The organism is Mycobacterium sp. HM-7 (assembly GCF_053852335.1).
On record NZ_CM132657.1, the window covers coordinates 5940574 to 5960544 of the forward strand.

Annotated in this window: 18 protein-coding genes; 7 read left to right on the plus strand and 11 right to left on the minus strand. The window is 65.1% G+C overall.

Annotation, left to right across the window (positions count from 1 at the left end):
• Nucleotides 1-3: 3 nt before the first annotated feature.
• From ACWW1C_RS28530 to ACWW1C_RS28550, 5 genes are all read right to left on the minus strand, one after another.
• Nucleotides 4-1314 carry an MCE family protein gene (locus ACWW1C_RS28530; RefSeq protein WP_455981381.1) on the minus strand — a complete coding sequence of 437 codons (1311 nt, stop codon included), beginning with the start codon at nt 1312-1314 and terminating at the stop codon, nt 4-6.
• 5 nt (nt 1315-1319) lie between these two features.
• On the minus strand, nt 1320-2174 hold the full coding sequence (locus tag ACWW1C_RS28535; protein ID WP_455981382.1) for an ABC transporter permease: 855 nt from the start codon (nt 2172-2174) through the stop codon (nt 1320-1322).
• A complete protein-coding gene (locus ACWW1C_RS28540) occupies nt 2171-2857 on the minus strand; it encodes an MlaE family ABC transporter permease (RefSeq protein WP_455984477.1) in 687 nt (228 codons plus the stop codon). Before ACWW1C_RS28540 ends, ACWW1C_RS28535 begins: the two co-directional genes overlap by 4 nt.
• A 545-nt stretch (nt 2858-3402) precedes the next feature.
• Complete coding sequence (locus ACWW1C_RS28545) at nt 3403-3627, minus strand: hypothetical protein (RefSeq protein WP_455981383.1); 225 nt, start codon at nt 3625-3627, stop codon at nt 3403-3405.
• A gap of 93 nt (nt 3628-3720) precedes the next feature.
• Entirely contained in the window at nt 3721-5721 is a 2001-nt protein-coding gene (locus ACWW1C_RS28550; RefSeq protein ID WP_455981384.1) for a hypothetical protein, read from the minus strand.
• 358 nt (nt 5722-6079) lie between these two features.
• Here ACWW1C_RS28550 and ACWW1C_RS28555 point away from each other — a divergent pair, with 358 nt between their 5' ends.
• Nucleotides 6080-8146, plus strand: coding sequence for a PecA family PE domain-processing aspartic protease (locus ACWW1C_RS28555; RefSeq protein WP_455981385.1), 2067 nt, complete (start codon nt 6080-6082; stop codon nt 8144-8146).
• A gap of 214 nt (nt 8147-8360) precedes the next feature.
• Nucleotides 8361-9611 (plus strand): DUF445 domain-containing protein, encoded by a 1251-nt coding sequence (locus ACWW1C_RS28560; RefSeq protein WP_455981386.1) that lies wholly within the window; start codon nt 8361-8363, stop codon nt 9609-9611.
• Between the two features lie 6 nt (nt 9612-9617).
• Here the strand turns inward: ACWW1C_RS28560 and ACWW1C_RS28565 are convergent, their stop codons facing one another.
• Complete coding sequence (locus ACWW1C_RS28565) at nt 9618-10763, minus strand: cellulase family glycosylhydrolase (RefSeq protein WP_455981387.1); 1146 nt, start codon at nt 10761-10763, stop codon at nt 9618-9620.
• 92 nt (nt 10764-10855) lie between these two features.
• Complete coding sequence (locus tag ACWW1C_RS28570) at nt 10856-11440, minus strand: TetR/AcrR family transcriptional regulator (RefSeq protein WP_455981388.1); 585 nt, start codon at nt 11438-11440, stop codon at nt 10856-10858.
• A gap of 94 nt (nt 11441-11534) precedes the next feature.
• On the opposite strand from ACWW1C_RS28570, the gene ACWW1C_RS28575 reads away from it, so the two are divergent.
• Nucleotides 11535-12677 (plus strand): acyl-CoA dehydrogenase family protein, encoded by a 1143-nt coding sequence (locus tag ACWW1C_RS28575; RefSeq protein WP_455981389.1) that lies wholly within the window; start codon nt 11535-11537, stop codon nt 12675-12677.
• A 3-nt stretch (nt 12678-12680) separates the two neighbouring features.
• Here the strand turns inward: ACWW1C_RS28575 and ACWW1C_RS28580 are convergent, their stop codons facing one another.
• The 3 genes from ACWW1C_RS28580 to ACWW1C_RS28590 form a co-directional block, all read right to left on the minus strand.
• A complete protein-coding gene (locus tag ACWW1C_RS28580; RefSeq protein WP_455981390.1) occupies nt 12681-13334 on the minus strand; it encodes a hypothetical protein in 654 nt (217 codons plus the stop codon).
• 54 nt (nt 13335-13388) lie between these two features.
• Complete coding sequence (locus ACWW1C_RS28585) at nt 13389-14390, minus strand: alpha/beta fold hydrolase (protein ID WP_455984478.1); 1002 nt, start codon at nt 14388-14390, stop codon at nt 13389-13391.
• A gap of 188 nt (nt 14391-14578) precedes the next feature.
• A complete protein-coding gene (locus ACWW1C_RS28590) occupies nt 14579-15343 on the minus strand; it encodes an SDR family NAD(P)-dependent oxidoreductase (RefSeq protein WP_455981391.1) in 765 nt (254 codons plus the stop codon).
• 25 nt (nt 15344-15368) lie between these two features.
• Between ACWW1C_RS28590 and ACWW1C_RS28595 the strand changes: the two genes are divergently transcribed.
• From ACWW1C_RS28595 to ACWW1C_RS28605, 3 genes are all read left to right on the plus strand, one after another.
• Complete coding sequence (locus ACWW1C_RS28595; RefSeq protein WP_455981392.1) at nt 15369-15971, plus strand: TetR/AcrR family transcriptional regulator; 603 nt, start codon at nt 15369-15371, stop codon at nt 15969-15971.
• A gap of 121 nt (nt 15972-16092) precedes the next feature.
• Nucleotides 16093-16308, plus strand: a complete 216-nt coding sequence (locus tag ACWW1C_RS28600; protein WP_455981393.1) for a three-helix bundle dimerization domain-containing protein — start codon at nt 16093-16095, stop codon at nt 16306-16308.
• Nucleotides 16309-16625: 317 nt separating this feature from the next.
• Nucleotides 16626-17048, plus strand: a complete 423-nt coding sequence (locus ACWW1C_RS28605; protein ID WP_455981394.1) for a hypothetical protein — start codon at nt 16626-16628, stop codon at nt 17046-17048.
• Between the two features lie 412 nt (nt 17049-17460).
• Here the strand turns inward: ACWW1C_RS28605 and ACWW1C_RS28610 are convergent, their stop codons facing one another.
• Nucleotides 17461-18258: a L,D-transpeptidase gene (locus ACWW1C_RS28610; protein ID WP_455981395.1), complete on the minus strand. Its 798-nt coding sequence runs from the start codon at nt 18256-18258 to the stop codon at nt 17461-17463.
• 223 nt (nt 18259-18481) lie between these two features.
• Between ACWW1C_RS28610 and ACWW1C_RS28615 the strand changes: the two genes are divergently transcribed.
• Nucleotides 18482-19954, plus strand: coding sequence for an APC family permease (locus ACWW1C_RS28615; RefSeq protein ID WP_455981396.1), 1473 nt, complete (start codon nt 18482-18484; stop codon nt 19952-19954).
• Nucleotides 19955-19971 lie beyond the last annotated feature (17 nt).

Genomic DNA, 19971 nt, shown 5'->3' on the forward strand with positions numbered 1-19971 from the left:
TTCTCACGGTGTCCCCGGAGCGGGTTGGGGCTCACCCATCTCGACCCCCGGCAGCCCGGGAGCCGGACCACCCGGGTATCGGATTCGCGGCGGTTCCGGTTGCGGCTTGGTCACCGGGAAGTAGTTGGCGAACCCGGGGAAACCGATGCCCGGGTTGGGCCGCATGTCCAGTCCGTCACCGAAACCGGTGTCGGTGACCAGATATTTGACCGGAAAGTTCTTGCTGACGTCGGGCAGCGACCCGCAACTCGGTTTGCCACCGGGTCCGCCGCTGGCGTTGACGACGGGCAGGTTGTCGGGGAAGCGATAGGGATCGGCGCCGGCCAGCAGCGCAGCGTCCATGATCACCGATTTCCCGTTGCCGCCCATGGCATATCGGCCGCCGTGTTCGAGGAACCACTGCGCACCCTGGAACAGGCAGGTATACGTCGGCGAATACGTGTCGAGCAGCGCGGTGGTCGGTCTCAACACCTCCATCGCCCGCACCAGGGCGGCCTGGTTGGTTCCGATGGTGTCGATGCCCGCCTGGGAGAAGCCGACGGCAGACAACAACAGGCCATCGAGTTCCTTCGACTGACCGGAGATGGTGGTTGCGGTGGTCGAGAACGAGTCCAGGCTGGACACGATGTCGGGTGCCGCGGTCGAATACGCCTGCGCCGTCTGGTCGAACAACTGCCAGTCCGTCCGCACGGTGTCCATGCGCGGATTCACTTCCAGCAGAACGCGGTTCGCATCGCTGATGGCCTGCCCGATGACGTCACCCTTGCCGCGCAACGATTCGGCCACCGCCGACAGCACCGAGTTGAGCTTCGTCGGGTCGATCACCTGGACCACCGACTGCAGGTTCTCGAACACGGTGTTGACCTCGACCGTCACATTGCGCGACTGCAGCACCGCGCCCGACCGGAGGTGGCCGCCACCCGGACCGGTCGAGGGCACATCGAGTTCGACGTACTTGGCGCCGAACGCGGTGCTGGATCTGATCTGCGCTTCGACGTTGGCGGGCAACTGCGCGAAGGGCCCGGGATACATCCGCAGTTTCAGCGTCGACAGGACGTGTCCCGCGGTGTCGGTGCGGCTGCCGATCGATTCCACTTCGCCGATCTGCACACCCCGGAGTTTCACCTTCGCGCCGTCTTCCATCACCAGACCGGCACGGTCGGACACCAGGGTCAGGGGCACGGATCCCCGCAGCGATCCGGAAAAGAACAGCCACGTCATCGCGGTCATGGCGACGACAGCCAGCACCAGCACCGGCGCCCACCAGATCGGGTCGATCTGCTCACGCCGAATTCCGTTCGCTCCCTTCGCCATCGGGTTCAGCCGGCCAGGTGGAAGTTGCCGGACTGGCCGTAGACGGACAGCGTGATGGTGAGCAGGATGAACACGCCGGCAGTGATCGACGTGCGCACCGCGCGGCCGACGGCCTCACCGACGCCGGCCGGTCCGCCGGACGCGGTGAAGCCGTAGTAGGTGTGCACCGCCATCACCGCCGCGGCCATGGCCAACGCCTCGAAGAACGACCAGGCGAGGTCGTTGGGATGCAGGAACGTCGTGAAGTAGTGGTCGTACACGCCCCGCGACTGACCGTAGATCATTGTCGTCCCGAACCGGGTGGCCAGAAAGGACATCAACACCGCGACGGTATAGATCGGGACGACGGCCACCACACCGGCGACGATCCGGGTCGCCGCGAGGTACGTGACGACGCGGATACCCATCACTTCCAGCGCGTCGATCTCCTCGTTGATGCGCATCGCACCGAGTTGTGCGGTCGCCCCGGCGCCGATGGTGGCGGCGAGTGCCACCCCGGCGGTGGCCGGGGCGATGAAGCGCACGTTGAGGAAGGCCCCCAGAAAGCCCGTCAGGGCTTCGATGCCGACGTTGGACAGGGTGTTGTAGCCCTGGACCGCGATGAGGGCGCCAGTGGACAGCGTGAGGAACCCGACGATGACGACGGTGCCGCCGATGACCGCGAGCGCGCCGGTGCCCATGCCCATGACCGCGATCAGCCGCAGCACCTCGCCCGGATAGCGCCGGACGGCATCCGCGGTCGCGGCCAGCGCGCTGCCGTAGAAGGCCGTCTGCTCCCCCAATCGGCGGGTCGCCGCAACCGCCTGGTCCGCCAGTTCGCTGAGCTGCGACGGGCGTTCGACATCCACATCGGTTGTCATGGCGCCACTTTCACGCCGAACGCCGTCGCCAGGATGTTGATCAGGAACAGCGCCATGAACGAGAACACGACGGTCTCGTTCACCGCGTTGCCGACGGCCGTCGGGCCGCCGCCCACCGAAAGTCCCTTGTAGCAGGCGATCAGTCCGGCCGACAGTCCGAACAACAGCGCCTTGACCAGGGAGACGATCACCTGCGGCAGACCGGTCAACAGGGTCATGCCCGCGATGAACGCCCCGGGGGTCACGTGCTGGATGTAGACGACGAAGAAGTAGCTGCCGGCCAGGCCGACGACGGCCACCATGGAATAGAGCATCGCCGCGACGAACGTCGCGGCGATGACGCGCGGCACGACCAGTGCCGGAATCGGGTTGACACCAATGACTTTCATGGCGTCGATTTCTTCTCTGATGGTCCGTGCGCCGAGATCGGCACACATCGCCGTCGAGCCGGCACCGGCCACGACGATCGCGGTGACCACCGGCCCCACCTGCGTCACCGAGGCCAGCGCCGCACCGGCACCGGACAGGTCACCGGCGCCGACCTCGATCAGCACGATGTTGAGCGTGAAGACGATCAGCACCGTGTACGGAATCGACAGCACGACGGTGGGTACGACGGAGACCCGCGCAACGAACCAGATCTGCTCGACCAGTTCCCGCCAGGCATACGGCGGACGCAGCATCGCGGCGAACGTCTCGCCGGTCAGGACGATGAAATCGCCGACCGCCACAGCAGGTCGCGCCCAGGCCGCGGAGGTGCGCGGAGACGACTGAAGCGTTTGCGCCACAAGCTGCCTCCCAGTGCTGTTCCGTCATCGAGCTTGGCCCGGACGTTAGGAAGGCGCGAGTTTGCTGTCAACGCAACAGAATTGGGTACAGCAACGTCAATTACCGAAGATGCAGGTCGACTCAACGCAATTGCTTCGGTTCACCCAGATTGAATCGCGATGAGCCGAAACCTACCGGCAAGTGCCCTGGTTACGGCGTCACGATGTTGAACCAGAGCTGGAAGGTGTCGAGCAGTCGCGTGTCGCCATTATCTGCACTTCGTATTTCTCCCCACGGGTCTGGCTACGTCGTCCCGCGGTCGCTACCCTTCAAATTTACGAACGTGAATCAATTTCTACGAAGGAGAAGGAAGACCGCGGATGGCATCTGGATATTTACTTATCAATGAATAAAAGAAGGCCGCTCCGCCAATAGCGAAGCGGCCATCGTCAGACCCGATCTAGTGCATCCATTTGCCTGGTTTGTCCCAGTGCCCCGGAGGCGGGACGAACGGCAGCTGACCGATCTGACCTGGTGGAATACCGAATAGCTGGCCGACCTGGCCCGGCGACGGAGTGGGTACCCACCACCAGGTATTGTCAGCGTTCGCCTGACCCGTGCCGAACCCGATGGCAGCAAAACTCAAGGCGCCTGCGGTAACAATTGCGAGTTTCTTGATAGACATGTCCAGCTCCTTATCAGCCCATCAGATGTCACACATTCCAGTGTGCCACCGTGTGCTGACGACCGCTAATAGGGAATGCTGGCAAATATGCGTTCAATCGTCGCGTGAGGCACCCTGCGCTGACGGCTCCGCCGCAGCGGCGTTCCTCGCCGGCTTCGACTTCGGCACCGCACCGCGCGGCGACTTTCCCTTCGGACTGTCGTCGGCTGCCGTGCCGGCCGCCGGCTTGCCGCCGCCGGCCGGGTGCTGCCCGGCCTTCTTACCCTTACCGCGCTTCGGCGTATCCGCCTGTTTCGGCGTGTCGGTCTCCGACTGATCCGTCTTCGACCCCGCCGGGTCCTTCTGACTCGTAGGCTTCTTGTCGTCGGGCTCCGCCTTGGCAGCGTCCTTCACCTCAGGTGTCTTCGCCTCGGGCGTCTTCACGTCAGGCTCGGCGCTCGCGGGATTCTTGGGCTCCGTGGACTTCTCGTCCACCGGCTTCACCTCGGGCTCCTTCGCGGGCTCCTTGGCCGGTTCCTTCACAGCACCCTGCCCGTCGACGCCCTTGACGCCAGTCTCCTTGACCGGGGCATCCTTCACGCCCGCTGTGGGCTCCTGTTTCGTCGCGGCAGTCGCCTTCGGCGAATTCAGCTCCGCCGCAGCTTCTTTCATCGTGGCCACCGCCTTCAGCGCGGCCGTCGGGTTCACCGCGGCGACCGATGCCGGCGGCCGGATGATGTCGCCGATCTTCTGGATGACATTCGAGATACCCGCGACCACGGCCTTGGTCACGTCGACCGCCGTGTTGGCCACCCATTTCACGCCTTGCACCACCGCGTTGGTCACCCATTTGACCGTGTTGACCACGGCCTGCGTCACCGCCTTGGTGACGTCGACGAACGCATTCCACGCCGCATCAGCGACTTTCACGACGGCTTGCCCGATCTTGACGACGGTGTCCACGACCGCTCCGATGGCCAGCCGCACCGCGGCCAGGATCCGGGCCGCGATGCCCTCGACACCGCCAACACCGTTGAGCCGCAGGATTTCCTGTGCGATGACGAACGCCGCTTCCTTGGGGATCCAGTCCGCGTAGAAGACGCCGAACTTGCCACTGCCGGGTTGGTCGTCGCGCGTGGTGTAGATGAACAGCGGTCCACCGAAGGACATCGACTGCCAGCTGTCGATGAGGTTCTGGATGAATTCGGCTTGCGTGTGCTCGCTGACGTTGTTGGTGGGCACCCCGTACTCGGTGATCCAGATTTTGAGGGCGCCGTCGCCGTTGGCCACCATCAGGTCGTAGATCTTCTGGATCTGCGTGAGCGGCGAGAGCGGTACGCCCTCACCGTCAGAGAACTTCAGCGTCTCCTGATACGGATGGAAGGCCAGCGCGTCGAAGTAGCCCTTGGCGCCGGCGGCGTACATCCCGTTGACGTAGTCCACGGGGTTCATCGTGACGCCGCCGAAGGTGAAGACACTGCCCAGGCCTGCCGCGATGACCGTCGCGGTCGGGTCGGCCGCTTTGATCGCCGGATAGGCGGCCTTCAGCAGCTCGGTGTAGCTCGACGGCGAGATCGGGTCGTAGAAGCAGACGCAGTTGACTTCGTTCCAGACTTCGTAGGCCGAGATGGTCTTCCCGTAGCGGGTCGCGACCTGGGTCATGAAGTTGGCGTAGGCGACCGGATCGGGTGTCTTGGCGCCGGGGAAGTTCCCGTCGGTGCCGGCCCAGACCGGGGTGCTGTTGACCATTGCGAGGACGCCCATGTTGCGGGCCTTCGCCGCATTCATGATGTCGTCGATCGGCGCCCAGTTGTACTGGTTGGGCAGCGGCTGCGTGTACACCCACGGGATGTAGACCCGGACGTCCTGGACGCCCATGGCCTGCAGCATGTCCAGCGTCGTGTCGATATCCTGTTGCGACATGCCGTACAGGCTGGAGTCGGCCATACCGATGGTCGACGGCGCCGAGACGATTTCGGCGGTCGGCGTCACCGCGGTGTGGGTCACCGGCTGTACCAGCTGCGCGGCATATGCGCAGACCACGGCCAGCGGAATCAGCACGGTCAGCACCCGTTGCACTGCCCTGCAGCCGAGTCGGCCGATCCATCCAGCCACCGAGGCCCCCTTTGAAAGTGCGGTCACCGCAAGGCGCAATCACCGCGCCAGGCAAATTTACGTCCGGGGATGGTAACCCGTGGGTGATTTGCCGGAGTCGCCTCACCCACCGCACGTCAAAGGCGTGAGGCGGTGCCACCTACCGGCGTCGGATCGTCATTGTTCGCCGCGCTGCGGTTATTGACGACGCTGGCACAATTCTTTGCCAGAAGCGCTGCGGTAGTCGTTCACAACTGTTAATTTTCTGTCTGTACTGCGGCACGACACCCGTCTGCCAGACTGCAGGGCGGTAATGCCGCAACAGCGGTTGGCGTGCCGGGGTCCGATGGCCGTGCGGCGTGACTATGGAGGACCCGAAATGGCTGGTGCACACCGTCGCCCACAACGCCGGAAGTTGGCGGTATCGACGTGGCTGGGCACCGGAGTGGCCGCCGTCGGCGTCAGCGCCGCACTGCTCGGTAGTGCGGCAGTAGCGAGTGCGGCCCCGTCGACCGACTCGGAGTCGGCGTCGTCTTCTGCGCCGGCGCAGCCCAAGAAGGCGCCTGCGCAGAAGAACACCAAGAACAAGAAAAAGGACACCGCCGCTTCCGCGGATGCGTCGGACACCAAGGCGACGCCGGACACCAAGTCAGACACCAAGGCGGACACCAAGCCCACAGCGGCAACCGACGCTTCCGCCGACGCCTCCACCGGCACCGACAACGACGCGAAGCCCACGCGCAATCGCCGCGCGAAGGCCGACAGCACCGGGCGGTCGGCGAGCGCACCGAACGCCGGGACCGTTGCGAAGCTGCCGTCGGCCGCCGCCCAGGCGGTGACCAACAACCCGTCGACGAAGAATCCACTGAAAGCCGCCGCCGCGGTCAAGCCGGCCACGGACACCGCGGCCCAAGACACGCCGAGCTCGCCGTCGTCCGCAACGCCGGCCGCCGCATCGGCGCCGGCACCGGCAGCGGCCGGCACCCCCCAGGTCGCCGTCGCCGCAGCCGAGACATCCACGGCCGCAATCACTTCGATTCCGAACACCACAGTGAAGACGTTGAGCAGCGTCGCCGCGCCGACCGCTCCCGCCAGCATCTCCGGACTACTGTCGGTGCTGGCCGCCGTCGGTCAGGCAGTCGGGGCCGCCACCCTGGCCACGGAGGAATCCCTGGCTGGTGCCGTGGTCGGGACGACCAAAACCGTGAGCAAGCTGCTGGGCATCACGCCCGCACCGGCCACGACCACCGAAAAGACCAGTGCCGCAGCAACTCTCACTCCGGCGCCCACCGAGACGTGGCAGCCGGGCCAGACCGTCACCGCGGACGAGTACATCAACACGGCGCAGGCGGAGATCGCGCAGGCGCGCACCCTCCTCGGCACCAGTTGGGTCAACGGGTACTCCCGGTACGAGCTGCGGATGGCGGCCACCTATCTCACGACGTACCAGGCGAACCAGCAAAACCTCATGGACGCCTACGCGGCGGACCCCACCAATGCGACAGCCCTGAAAGCGCTCAAGGCCAACGAGGCGCTGATCGGCAAGGCTGTCACCGCGCTGAAGACGGCGCGTTACTGGGCGGCGAATCGCGACATCAAGGCCGTCATCGTCGACGCCACCACGAACGCCCGCATCTACGCCTCGGTCCCGCTGTCCATGTACGCGGGCGTGGAACCGATCGTCACCATCTCGGTGAACGGCGGGCCGAGCATCAAGGTGCTGGTGGACACCGGATCGTCCGGGCTGGTGGTCAATGCCAAGAACGTCGGCCAGACCGGCCTGGGCAATGCGGTCGGTAGTGGTACCGGCGCCTACAGCGGCGGGCTGACCTACAACTACAACACCTACAACACGACCGTGAACTTCGGCAGCGGCATCGTCACCGCGCCCGTCTCGGTCGACGTCATCACCGACCCGGCGCAGCAGGCCGCGTTCGCCACGTTCCTGCAGAACAACGGCGTCGCGGGTGTCCTCGGTGTCGGTACCAACGCCGTCGGCCCCGGCCCCGGCCTGGTCACCACCGGCTTGCCGGGCGCCCTGAAGAACGGCATCTACATCGACGAAGCCGGCCGGACGCTGACCTTCGGCCCCAACCCGCTGCCGGCGCGCGTCACCACGTCGGGTTCGCCGAACGTGATCGGTTCCGTCAGCATCAACAACGGGTCGAAGACGCCGATCAACCTGCTGATCGATTCCGGCGGCGTCACGGGCACCCTGCCGTCGACCATCATGGGTAGCACCGTGCCCGTCGGCACCGTCATCTCGGTGTACGACAGCAACGGCACGCTGCTCTACACGTACACGACCACGTCGTCGTACACACCGGTGGTGACTTCCGACGCCTACAACGCCGAATTGATGAACACCGGCGCAATGCCGTTCCTGCACAACCGGATCTACATCGACTACTCCACCGCAAACGGATCGACCGTCTTCGACCTGTAGCCGCCACCCGAAATCTTCCGCTGTCTCGCCGCGCTCCACGGCGGGACATCGGGCGGCTGCGGCATGAAATTTCCGCGTGCAATACCCAATCATCAGGCGGTTCGAGCGGGGTTAACAAAATACGCGATCCCGCGTTGCGGATCTGACGTGCCCGTTAGTCTTCTCGCACGTGGTCGCCGGTTAACGTAGTCCAGCTATTCACTGGACGCGACTGATGGGAGACAGCCAGGTGGAGAACCTCATGGCGAATGCGTTCGCCTACCCCTGGTGGGTCTACATCACCATCCCGTTGGGCGCCGCGTTCGTCGGCTGGGTCACCAAGATCATGGCCCTGAAGATGATGTTCTACCCCGTCGAGTTCAAGGGCATTCCGCCGTACCTCGGCTGGCAGGGCCAGATCCCGAAGCGTGCGCCGAAAATGGCTGCGGTAGCAGTGGATTCACTGACGTCGGAGATCCTCAAACCCGAGGAGATGTTCGACAAGATCGATCCCAACGAACTGGTCAAAGAGCTCGCCGAACCACTGCGGCAGACCTCGGCGGGAATGGTCGACACCATCATGATGTCGTTCCAGCCGCAGGTCTGGCGCGCCACCCCGGACCAGCTCAAAGACGTCGTCGTCAAGAACGTCGAGAAACGCATCCCGACGGCCATGGCCGCGATGTTCGACAAGCTGCGCGGCCAGGTCGACCAGATCTTCGACATCAAACACATGGTCGTCACCAACCTGGTGCGCGACAAGGTCACGCTCAACACGGTCTTCCAGGACATCGGCAAGCCGGCGTTCAAGTTCCTCATCATGTCCGGCCTGCTCTTCGGCTTCCTGATCGGCCTGGTGCAGGCCGTGGTGTTCGGTATCACCAACTGGCACTGGTCGCTGCCACTGTTCGGCCTGCTGACCGGTGGCCTCACCGACTACGTTGCGCTGCAGATGATCTTCCGTCCGCTGGAGCGCAAGAACGTCTTCCTCGGCATCACGTGGCAGGGCGTCTTCCAACGCGAGCGCAAGCAGGTCGTCGAGGGTTACGCGGCGCTCATGGCCCGCGAGATCTTCACGCCCCAGGCCATCATGGAGAGCATGCTCAACGGCCCGTCGTCGGACCGATTCTTCGACATGATCTCCACCGAGATCAGCGCGACCATCGACAAGCAGATGGGTTTCACCGGCAAGATCATCAAGTCCGTCGGCGGCCGTCAGTACGTGGACATGAAGAAGCAGATCACCGATTCGATCATCGAGAAGCTGCCCGAAACCTCCACTTACATCGAGGGATACATGCGGGACCGCCTCGATCTGGAGAACGTCATGGTCACGAAGATGATGCTGCTGGACTCATTGTCGTTCGAGAACCTGCTGCGCCCGGCGTTCAAGGATGACGAATGGATCGTCGTCGTGCTCGGTGCCGCCCTCGGTTTCCTCTTCGGTGAGCTGCAGGCGCAGCTGATCCTGCTGCTCGCGCACTGACGCCGGCTAGGTCTGACCCGGCGTTCCCGTCAACTTGCGGACGGTGAGCACCTCACTGTCCCGGAAGGCCCGCCCGTTGGGGTAGAGCAGATCACTGAACCAGACCTTCGGCTCCGTGGGGTTCGGGTGGTCCCAGGAATCCCAGGGGAAATACGTCTGGGTTTTGCCGGCCACGAGCCCCCAGCTGTACGCACCCACGTTGCGCTGCTTGGCAACTGGCAGAATGCCTTCGACCGTACTGCCCTGGTTGCGGGCGAGGTACTCCGTGCAGATGATGGGCCGGCCGAGCGGGGCAAGCTCATCGATCCGGGCCGAGAAGCCGGCCGGCTCGGCGTAGCTGTGGAACGAGATGATGTCCGAGTTGTCCAGCTGGATCGACGCGATGGCGCTGCGCCGGGCTGGATCGGCCCAACTTCCTTGCCACACACCACTTGTCAGCGGCTGTGTGGGGTCGACGGAACGCGCCCACGCGAACACCTGCGGGAGCAGGTCGGCGACGAGTTTCATCTTGTCGCCCCGCTCGACCTTGCGATAGACCGCGGCCGGGTTGTCGGGCTCATTCCACAGATCCCAGCCGAGCACGCGATTGTCGTTGCGGAACAGACTCAGCACTCCGGTGACGTACTTCTGCAGCACGCCCCGGTAGTTCGGGTCGGCGATCCGGTCCGCGCCCGGGCTCTGCACCCAGCCCGAGTTGTGCACACCCGGCGTCGGGGCTCGCTGCACACCGAGCTTGGGATGCGGGTCCCAGCACGAGTCGAAGAAGACGAACAGCGGTTTGATGCCGTGGCTCGATGCGATGCTGACGAACTGGGTCAGGCGCTGTGAGAAGCCCTGCGGGTCCTGCGCCCACAGCAGGTCATGCAGGAACACGCGGACGGTGTTGAACCCGAACCAGCGCGCGGCGCCCAGTTCGGCGCTGATCCGGCCGGGGTCGTAGGTGCCGTTCTGGAACATCTCGAGCTGATTGACCGCGGTGGAGGTGATGTAGTTTCCCCCGACCAACCAGCCCTGCCCCTGGTACCAACTGTTGGCCCGTTCGGGTGTCCAGCGCGCCCCGGCCGCAGACACCGGGGCGGGTCCGGAGAGCCCGGCCATGGCGGAACCCGCTGCCAGTAGCAGCGGCACCTTGAGAGCGGTTCTGCGGTCCACCGCACGAGGCTACTGATCTTGATGGGGAGATTGGGACGTCCTTATCGAGTTGCAACAAACACGATGTCGGGGGGAGACGTCAGGCCACCGGCTCAGGCGTTGATGCCGGCCGTGAGAATCGCCGCGAGCTCGCGATATGCACTGGCGTCGTCGAGTCCGGTACTCTCGCGGACCCGGCGCTGCTGGATGCGCACCATCATGGTCGACGCCAGGTCAGCGGCGAAAGCCGCATGGACGTCACGGAATTCGCCACTGTCGACTCCGTCGGCGATCATCTCCTGGACCCGGCGCGCCGCGATCTGGGTGTTCTTCTCGTAGACGCTGCGGGCGGGGACGAAGGCGTCCAGGTCCACCATGAACTGGTCCGACGCGGCATCGAGCACCGTCCCCACCGCCGACAGATAGGCGGTGATCCGGGCGCGTGCGCCATCGACCCCGGCTACGAGGCGCTCCACCTCGTCGGTCGCCTGGCGAAAGAACTGGACGGTCGCGGCGCGGACCAACTGCTCCTTGCTGCCGGCCAGGGTGTACAGCGTCGACTTCGAGCACCGCAACCGCCCGGCGATGTCGTCGAGTGTGAGGTGCGCGAATCCCTCGTCGAGGAACAACGTGATCAGGGCGTCGAACAGCTCGGTGCGCCGGCGGGTGCCGAACGCCGGGGACGTGCGCGTGCTCACATGCGCATAGTACTGCGGACCCTTTACTCAGTACTACCCAAACAGTACTGTGTCAGGTAACTTAGTACTGTCCGACGTATTAGTGGAGTATCCGGTGCCTGTTGATCGCCTCTTGCCCAACGACGAAGCCCACGCGCTCATCGAACTCACCCGCGATATCGCGGACAAGGTGTTGGACCCCATCGTCGACCAGCACGAGAAGGACGAGACGTACCCCGACGGGGTCTTCCCCACGCTGGGCGAAGCCGGGCTGCTGAGCCTGCCGTACCCCGAAGAGTGGGGCGGCGGCGGCCAGCCGTACGAGGTCTACCTCCAGGTGCTCGAAGAGCTCGCCGCCCGGTGGGCCTCGGTGGCCATCGCGGTCAGCGTGCACAGCCTGTCGTGCCATCCACTGATGACGTTCGGCACCGACGAGCAGCGGCAGCGCTGGCTACCGGAGATGCTCAGCGGCAACCTGGTCGGTGCCTATAGCCTGTCCGAACCGCAGGCCGGTTCCGACGCCGCAGCCCTGGCCTGCAAGGCCGTTGCGTCCGACGACGGCTACCGCATCACCGGTTCGAAGGCGTGGATCACGCACGGCGGACTCGCCGACTTCTACACCCTATTCGCGCGCACCGGCGAAGGGTCACAAGGCATCTCGTGTTTCCTGGTGTCGAAGGACACTCCGGGGCTGTCCTTCGGCCGGCCCGAGGAGAAGATGGGCCTGCACGCCGTGCCCACCACGTCGGCACACTACGACGGCGCATTCCTGCCCGCAGAGCGTCTCATCGGCGCCGAAGGCCAGGGCCTGCCGATCGCCTTCAGCGCACTCGACGCCGGACGCCTCGGTGTCGCGGCGGTCGCCGTCGGCCTCGCCCAATCGGCGCTGGATCAAGCGGTCGCCTATGCCCAGGAGCGAACGACGTTCGGCCGCAAGATCATCGACCACCAGGGGCTCGGCTTCCTGCTCGCCGACATGGCGGCCGCCGTCGACTCGGCGCGGGCCACCTACCTGGACGCCGCCCGCCGACGCGACGCCGGGCTGCCGTACTCGCGCAACGCCTCGGTCGCCAAGCTGGTCGCCACCGACGCCGCCATGAAGGTCACCACCGACGCGGTCCAGGTGTTCGGCGGCGCCGGCTACACCCGCGACTACCGTGTCGAGCGTTTCATGCGCGAAGCCAAGATCATGCAGATTTTCGAGGGCACCAACCAGATTCAGCGGCTGGTGATCAGCCGGAGCCTGGCGAGCCGGTAGGCGTCAGGCTTCAGCGGCAGCGTTCTTCCGCTTGATCTTGCCTGCCGCACGAATCACCAAGGCCGCCAGGACAATGAGCAGGAACGGTCCGTAGAACAGCGGGTAGGTGATACCGCGGCGCCAGTACGCGACGAAGAAGGTCAACCAGATCACATAATTGCCGGTGACATGGAGCCGGTGCCAGGTCGCGTACCGCATCCGGTTGGCAATCCGGTCGAACGAGGTGATCGCCATCGCGATGAGGAACCCGTACGCAATCGTGTCGAGGACGTACACACCTCCCGGCGTGCGCTCCACGCCGGCTTTGAAGCGTGCACTGCTCAGGACCACCGACGCGATGATGAATCCGGCGTGGACCAGATGCGAACCGGCGAAGGCGACGCCGAGATAGCGCCGATTGCGACGCACCCACTTGGTGAAGTCGTTGGGCCACAATCGATAAGCCGACGAAGCGGTGAACGCCAGGAGGAACAACACTGCCGACGTCCGTGCGGTGATCCGAATGCCTTCGTTCGCACCGGCCACGCCGCCCACGATCACCGCGACCGCGGTGGTACCGATTGCGATCGCGATAACCAGCGCCCAGGTCAACCGCCATCCGGTCAGCTGTGCGCTCAGGTTAGGGTCGGTCCTGTTCGGAGCGTCGATGATCGACATCGGTAACGTGGCCTTTCCTCAAAATAGGTTGCGGGACAATTTGTTCGGTCGTGGTCAGCGCGACGGCATCCGGCTGACGTCAACCACCGCGTTCGCGAATTGCGCGGGCGCCTCCTGCGGCACGTTGTGGCCGATCCCGTCGAGGACACGGTGCTCATACGCCCCGGCGTACATCGAGCGGTATCCCGCGCCATCCTTGGCCGCACCATCGAAGTCACTGGCGATCGTGATGGTGGGGACATGGACCAGAGGTTTGGCCTGCAGGCGTTGTTCGTCTGCGTCGTAACGACTTTCGCCCGCCGCGAGGCTCAGACGCCACCGATAGTTGTGGATCACGATGGGAACGTGGTCGGGGTTGTCGAACGCACCGGCGCTCAGTCCATATGCCGCATCGGTGAAGTGCCACAGTGGCGAGGCCTGCGACCAGATCAGCCGATTGAACGCCTTGGTGTTCGTCCGATAGCCGAGTTCTCCGCGCGGCGTCGCGAAGTAGTACTGATACCACCAACCCAGCTCCGCGTTGGGATCCAACGGCTGCAGGTTGGCCGCCAGATTGACCAGGATGTACCCACTCACCGCAACCAGTCCCGCTACCCGCTGCGGCCACAGTGCCGCAACAGCATTGGCCGTGCGTCCGCCCCAGTCGAAGCCGCCCAGGATCGCCCGCGGGATGTTCAGCGCATCCATCAGAGCCACGACGTCGGCGGCCAGCGCGGCCTGCTGCCCATTCCGGACCGTCGTGTCGGCCAGGAACCGCGTCGATCCGAAACCGCGGAGATACGGCACGATCACACGGAAACCCTGATCAGCCAGGATTGCGGACACGTCGGCGTAGCTATGGATGTCATACGGCCAGCCATGCTGCAGGAGGACCGGCTGACCGTCCGCCGGTCCCGCTTCGACGTAACCGACATTGAGATCGCCGGCGCGAACCTGCTTCACGGCACTCAGGTTGTGCTCCGGAGCGGGCGGCGGTGTCGCCTTCTGCACCGCCGGCGGTCCTGACGACGATCCACACGCTGCCAACGACGCGGCACCGACCGCTGCCGTCGCCATCAAGCCGAACTGCCTTCTGCTGAAGCCGTTCACGGTTCGTCGTTCCTTCCAGAGCGGGTCAGTGCCGAGCCCACGATTCACCACCGCGGCGTACCGCACCCATCTCACCCGCGGTTACTCATCGTGTCCAACGATCGATTTCGATGGTGGCATCTATTTGACAGATAAGCACCGGTCACGACGCTGCGTCAGACCGCGGCCCATCCTCCGTCCACGCTGAGGATGGCGCCGTGAATGTTGGCCGCATCGTCACTGGCCAGGAACGCCACCGAGGCAGCCACCTCGTCCGGCGTGCTCATCCGCCGAGACGGCAGGCGGTCGAGCACCGGTTGGATGTGGTCGGCGAACTCCTCTTGCCGTTCGGTCGCGATCGGACCCGGCGCCACGGCATTCACCCGAACGCCGAAGGGCCCGTATTCGTCGGCCCACGAGGTGGTGAGCGAATGGATCGCCGCCTTGTTGGAGTTATAGATCGCCGAACCGCTCGCTCCGCGTAACCCGGTGATCGAGCCGATGTTCACAACGGCGCCGCCGCCGTTGCGCACCATCGCGGGCGCGATCACCCCGGTGAGCAGGAACGGCGCAAACACGTTGACCTCGAACGCCTCTCGCAGTACCTCGGGCGCGATGTCGGCGGTCGGCGCCGGCATCAGCAGCGTGGCGGCGTTGTTCACCAGGATGTCGAGCCGCCCGCCTACTGCGTCTGTGGCACGTTCGGCAAGGTCGCGGATCGCATCGTCGCCGCCCGCCAGGTCTGCTGCGACGAAAGAGGCCTCGCCACCGGCGGCCCGGATTACGGCCACCAGCGCGGCGCCACGCTCCGCGTTTCGCCCACTCACCACAACATGTGCACCTTCGTCGGCGAGCCTGCGGGCAATGGCAGTGCCGAGACCTCCGGTAGAACCCGTGACAAGGGCTGTGCGGCCGGACAATCGCGTATCTTCTGGACTCATGAGTCCACATGGTTCGCCGAACAAAATGGACCTGCAAGTCCAGAAACTGACGGCCAAGGGACAGGCCACCCGAACCCGGATCATCGACGGTGCCGCGGCGGAGATCCGCGAGCGCGGCGTCGCACTCACCACCATCGAAGATGTGATGGCGCGGACGCGGACCTCGAAGAGCCAGATTTTCCATTACTTTCCGCGCGGGAAAGAGCAGCTGCTGCTCGCTGTCGCGACGCTCGAATCACAGCGGGTGCTCGACGATCAGCAGCCTCATCTCAGCGCACTCACCTCGTGGGCGGCCTGGCAGCGCTGGCGGGACGTCGTGGTCGAGCGATACCGCCGACAAGGCCAGAACTGCCCGATCGCGGTGTTGATGTCCGAGATCGGCCGTACCAGCACCGGCGCGCAGGCCGTCACCACCGAACTGATCGCCTCCTGGCGCAGCGCCATCGCCGACGGCATCGTGGCGATGCAGGAGCAGGACAAGATCGCCCGCACGGTCGATCCCGAGCGCGCCGCGGCCGCGCTGTTGGCCGGTGTCCAGGGCGGAGTCGGGATCATGTTGGCCACCGGCGACCTCACGTATCTCGAGGCCGCCCTGGACGAGGGCATCAGGGCACTGCGTCAGCGCTAGCCGTCAGGAGACCACAGTCGACGTTTCCGCCGGCTCACACGACGCCAGTAATTGTTAGTTCGCCTACACGTCACCCCATCTGCGTTGACAGCTGTCAACGGGCCCGAGAAGGATCGACGGCATGTCCGCCAAGTCCGAAGCGCAGGTATTCACCGAGATCGAGACCCGACTCACGGCCAAGTTTGCGGACCTGCCCGCGGCGCGCGTGACGACCGTCATCGACGGCGCTCGGCAGCAGTTCGCCGACAGCACGGTTCGGGACTTCGTTCCGCTCCTCGTGGAACGGCGCGCCGAGCACGAATTGGCACGACTACTGGCCGGGGACTCCACCCGCTAGCCCGGCCCGCTCGACCTTCGCCGAATTTGCCCGCCTTACAACGGGTTCCAGCACCGTACTGTTATCCGCCGAGACCTCTCTGTGAGGACTCTGAGACTATTGAAACGGTACGGTCACGGTCGCGGCTCAGTCCCATGTCGAGCACGCATCCGATTGAAAACATGTCTTGAACCCGCCTCCCGCGGTGCCCTACGGTTCAGCTGCGCAAATTTTCGGCGCTGTAATTTAAGGGCACGTTCAAGGAGACGCCGGTGATGATCAGCTTTGGTCGAATCGCTGTGAAAATAGTTGCCAGCGCCGGTGTGTGCGCTGCGGCCGTGGCCGTGAGCCCGACCGCAGCGGCAGTCCCACTGAAGACTGGCGGATACGCGTGCGACGCGGGCGGCGTAGCACCTGCAGCCGGGGCGCCTGTCGCTGCGGCTGCTGCCGCGCCCTGTGCCGCGCCCGCTGTCGAGTCCTCGGGCATCGTGGGCCCCCTGGCGGCCGCTCCGGTGGTCCCGGCGGCAGTCCCGCCGGTTCCCGCGGTGGTCCCGCCCGTCCCGGCAGCGGTACCGCCCGTAGTGCCTCCCATCCCCGCCGGTTTGCCGATCGGGGCGCCCATCCCGATCGCCGCCGCCCCTGCCGCCATCCCGATGGACATGGGTGGCATCACAGACGGCAAGGAGGCGCGGACCCTGCGGCCCGTGGACGCCGGCGGCCCGACCCCCAATCTGCCGACCCAGCCGGGCCCGCAGAACTAGATCCGCCAGCCGCACAACAGCTTTCACCGAAGCACCCGAGCCCTCGTGGCTCGGGTGCTTCGTGCTTGTGTTGCGTTGGCCCGCGCCCGTCGACCCCGCACTGAGGGTCTATTTGTGCGAGTAACCACCGCCCTGGACTCAGAGTCAACGGTGCACTCACGTTGACTCTGCACTGACGGCGCACTTGCGCGAGTGGCGACCGCCCTGGACTCAGAGTCAACGGTGCACTCACGTTGACTCTGCACTGACGGCGCACTTGTGCGAGTAACGGCCGCCGTGGATGCAGAGTCAACTGTCCGCGGACCCACTACCCCGCTGACTCTGAGCTGAAGGCGCACCCGTACGAGCAAAAACCGCCCCTGGCCGCCGGACGAACACGGCCAAGGACGGCGAATTGCGCTGTGGCGCAGTGCTATGGCTCGACGATGACCGGGTCGCCGACGTTGACGGTGTTGTAGTACCACTCGGCACCCGCGGGCGCCAAACCGATACAACCGTGGCTGACGTTCTCGAAGCCCATCGACTCGACGGCCCACGGCGCCGAATGCACGAACAGTCCGCGTTGACTGATCCGGACTGCGAACTCGACCTCCGTCATGTATCCGTCCGGATGATCGACGGGAATGCCTACACTGCTCGAATCCATAAGCACATTGCGGTCTTTCGCCAACACGGTGTACTTGCCAAGCGGCGTCGCATACTCCGGACGGCCCAGGGTCGCGAGCAGTACGCCCGACTCGCCCAGATGGGGCAGATGATGCGGCGCCGGCATGTCCGGCGGTGTCTGGCCGTCGATCGTGACGGTGAAGGTGTGGTCGGCGACGTGAGCGGTGCCGATGACCGCCGGCCCCGTGGTGAGTGCCATCGGCTGGCCGCCGACCGTCAGCTTGATGGTGCTGTGCGCAGGCCAGAATCCATCCGGAACCCATTGCACCACTTTGTTATCCAGCCATTCGAACTTGCCCGTCATCGCCGGCGTGGACGTCACGTCCAAGGCCAACTCGACGGCCGCACGGTTGGTGATCGGCCGCTTGAAGGTCACCACGATCGGGTGTGCGACGCCGACCGGCACGCCTTGCGTCGGCTGCGTCGACTCGATGATCGAGCCCAACGGCAGGCGAATGCCTGCCGTCTCGATACCGAGCGCGCCGCCAGTGGTGGTCGTGGCCACCACGACCACGGCAAGGACACCGTGTACAAACACCCGCATATATCCGACCCCTTCGTGCGCTGGCCGCATGGTTGAACACGGTCATGGTATGGGCTCGTGAATGCCGAAATCCGTACGGCGCGTCAATATTTCGGTCAAAGATTAGTCACGGATTGGACACCCAACATCACGGCCGAGACGAACATGGCCAATCTTCGATATCCATCGTTGACGTGCGCGACAATTATGCGTATAGGGGGCAACTGAAGGGCTGGGCCAGGCCATGACGACAGACCGCGTTGCGCTTCCGGCATCGGCCGACGTGGAATGTATCGACTGCGGCTACACCCCCGAACTGAAGCGAACCCTCGGCGGCTTCCAGGTCTTCGCCATCTCATTCGCCTTCATCTCGGTGGCCGTGGGCATTTTCGGGACCTACGACGACCTCCTGCAGACTTCCGGTCCCGTCGGCATCTGGCTCTGGGTCGTGGCCGCGGTCGGGCAGACGCTCGTAGCGCTCGTGGTAGCGCAGTTCGCGTCGCGCATCGCACTGAGCGGCTCGTCGTATCAGTGGGCGTCACGGCTCGCCAACCCGAAAGTGGGGTGGCTGTTCGGCTGGCTGACGTTCTGGTACCTCGCCATCGCCGTGGTGGCCGTCGACAACGCCCTGGCCAGTCAGGCACTCATGCCGCTGCTGGGCATGGCGGACAGCGAGGACACGGCCCGACTGATCACCGTCGCGGTCCTGATCGCCCAGGCGATTCTCGTGATCGCCTCCACCCGCCTGCTCGGCCTCGTCACATCCGGCGCGGTGGGACTGGAGATCGGCATCGTCGTGCTGCTGGTCCTCGCGCTGGGGATCGTCATGGCCGTGACGGGCAGCGGCGATGTCGGCAATCTGACGACGCGCGGCATCGCTGCGGGCGCCGGCGACTATTACGCGATCGGCGGCGGGCTGATGGCCGGAATGATCATGGGCCTGACCACGCTGGTCGGTTTCGACTCTGCCGCCAACCTGGCCGAGGAGGCAAAGGATCCGTTCAAGAGTGTGCCGCGCGCCATCGTGGCGTCGGTGGTCGCCGCCGGAGTGGCGGGTCTGGTGTTTCTGATCGCCCTCACGATGGGGATAAAGGACGTCGCCGCGGTGAGCCACAGCGGTTCACCGGTCGCCCTGATCATCCGCGAACAGCTCGGGCCGGTCACTGAGCGAATCCTATTGGCCGGCATTGTCTTTGCCATGTTCGGTGCCGGGATGGTGGTGATGGCGGCGTGCTCGCGGCAGGTGTTCGCCATGTCCCGCGACGGCCGTTTCCCGCTGCACCAGATGATGCGCCGTGTCGACCCTCGCACCCAGACACCGGTGCCCGCCACCATTTTGATTCTGGTCGTCGGCGTCGTGCTGATGGCGACCTTGCGCGGGTCCGCGCTCATCCAGTTGATCATCGCATCGACCATCCTGCCGGCGCTGATCTACGGCGCCATCGTCGTGCTGTACCTCGCGGTTCGGAAACGGTTGGAGCACAAGGAAGGTGGCTTCAGCCTGGGCCGCTTCGAAGTCCCGGTCGCCGCGGTGGCATTGATCTGGGTGGCGTTCGCCCTCTTCGTTCTCGTGACCCCCGATTCCGCGCGGGTGCCGAGTGCCATCGTGCTCGGCCTCATCGCCGCCGGCATCGGATACTTCGTCAAGATGCTGGTCTTCGACCGTGGAGTACTCGACCACGAGCCAGGCATCGACGAATTCGCCGCGGACCGATGAATCCCCTTCTGAGCCGG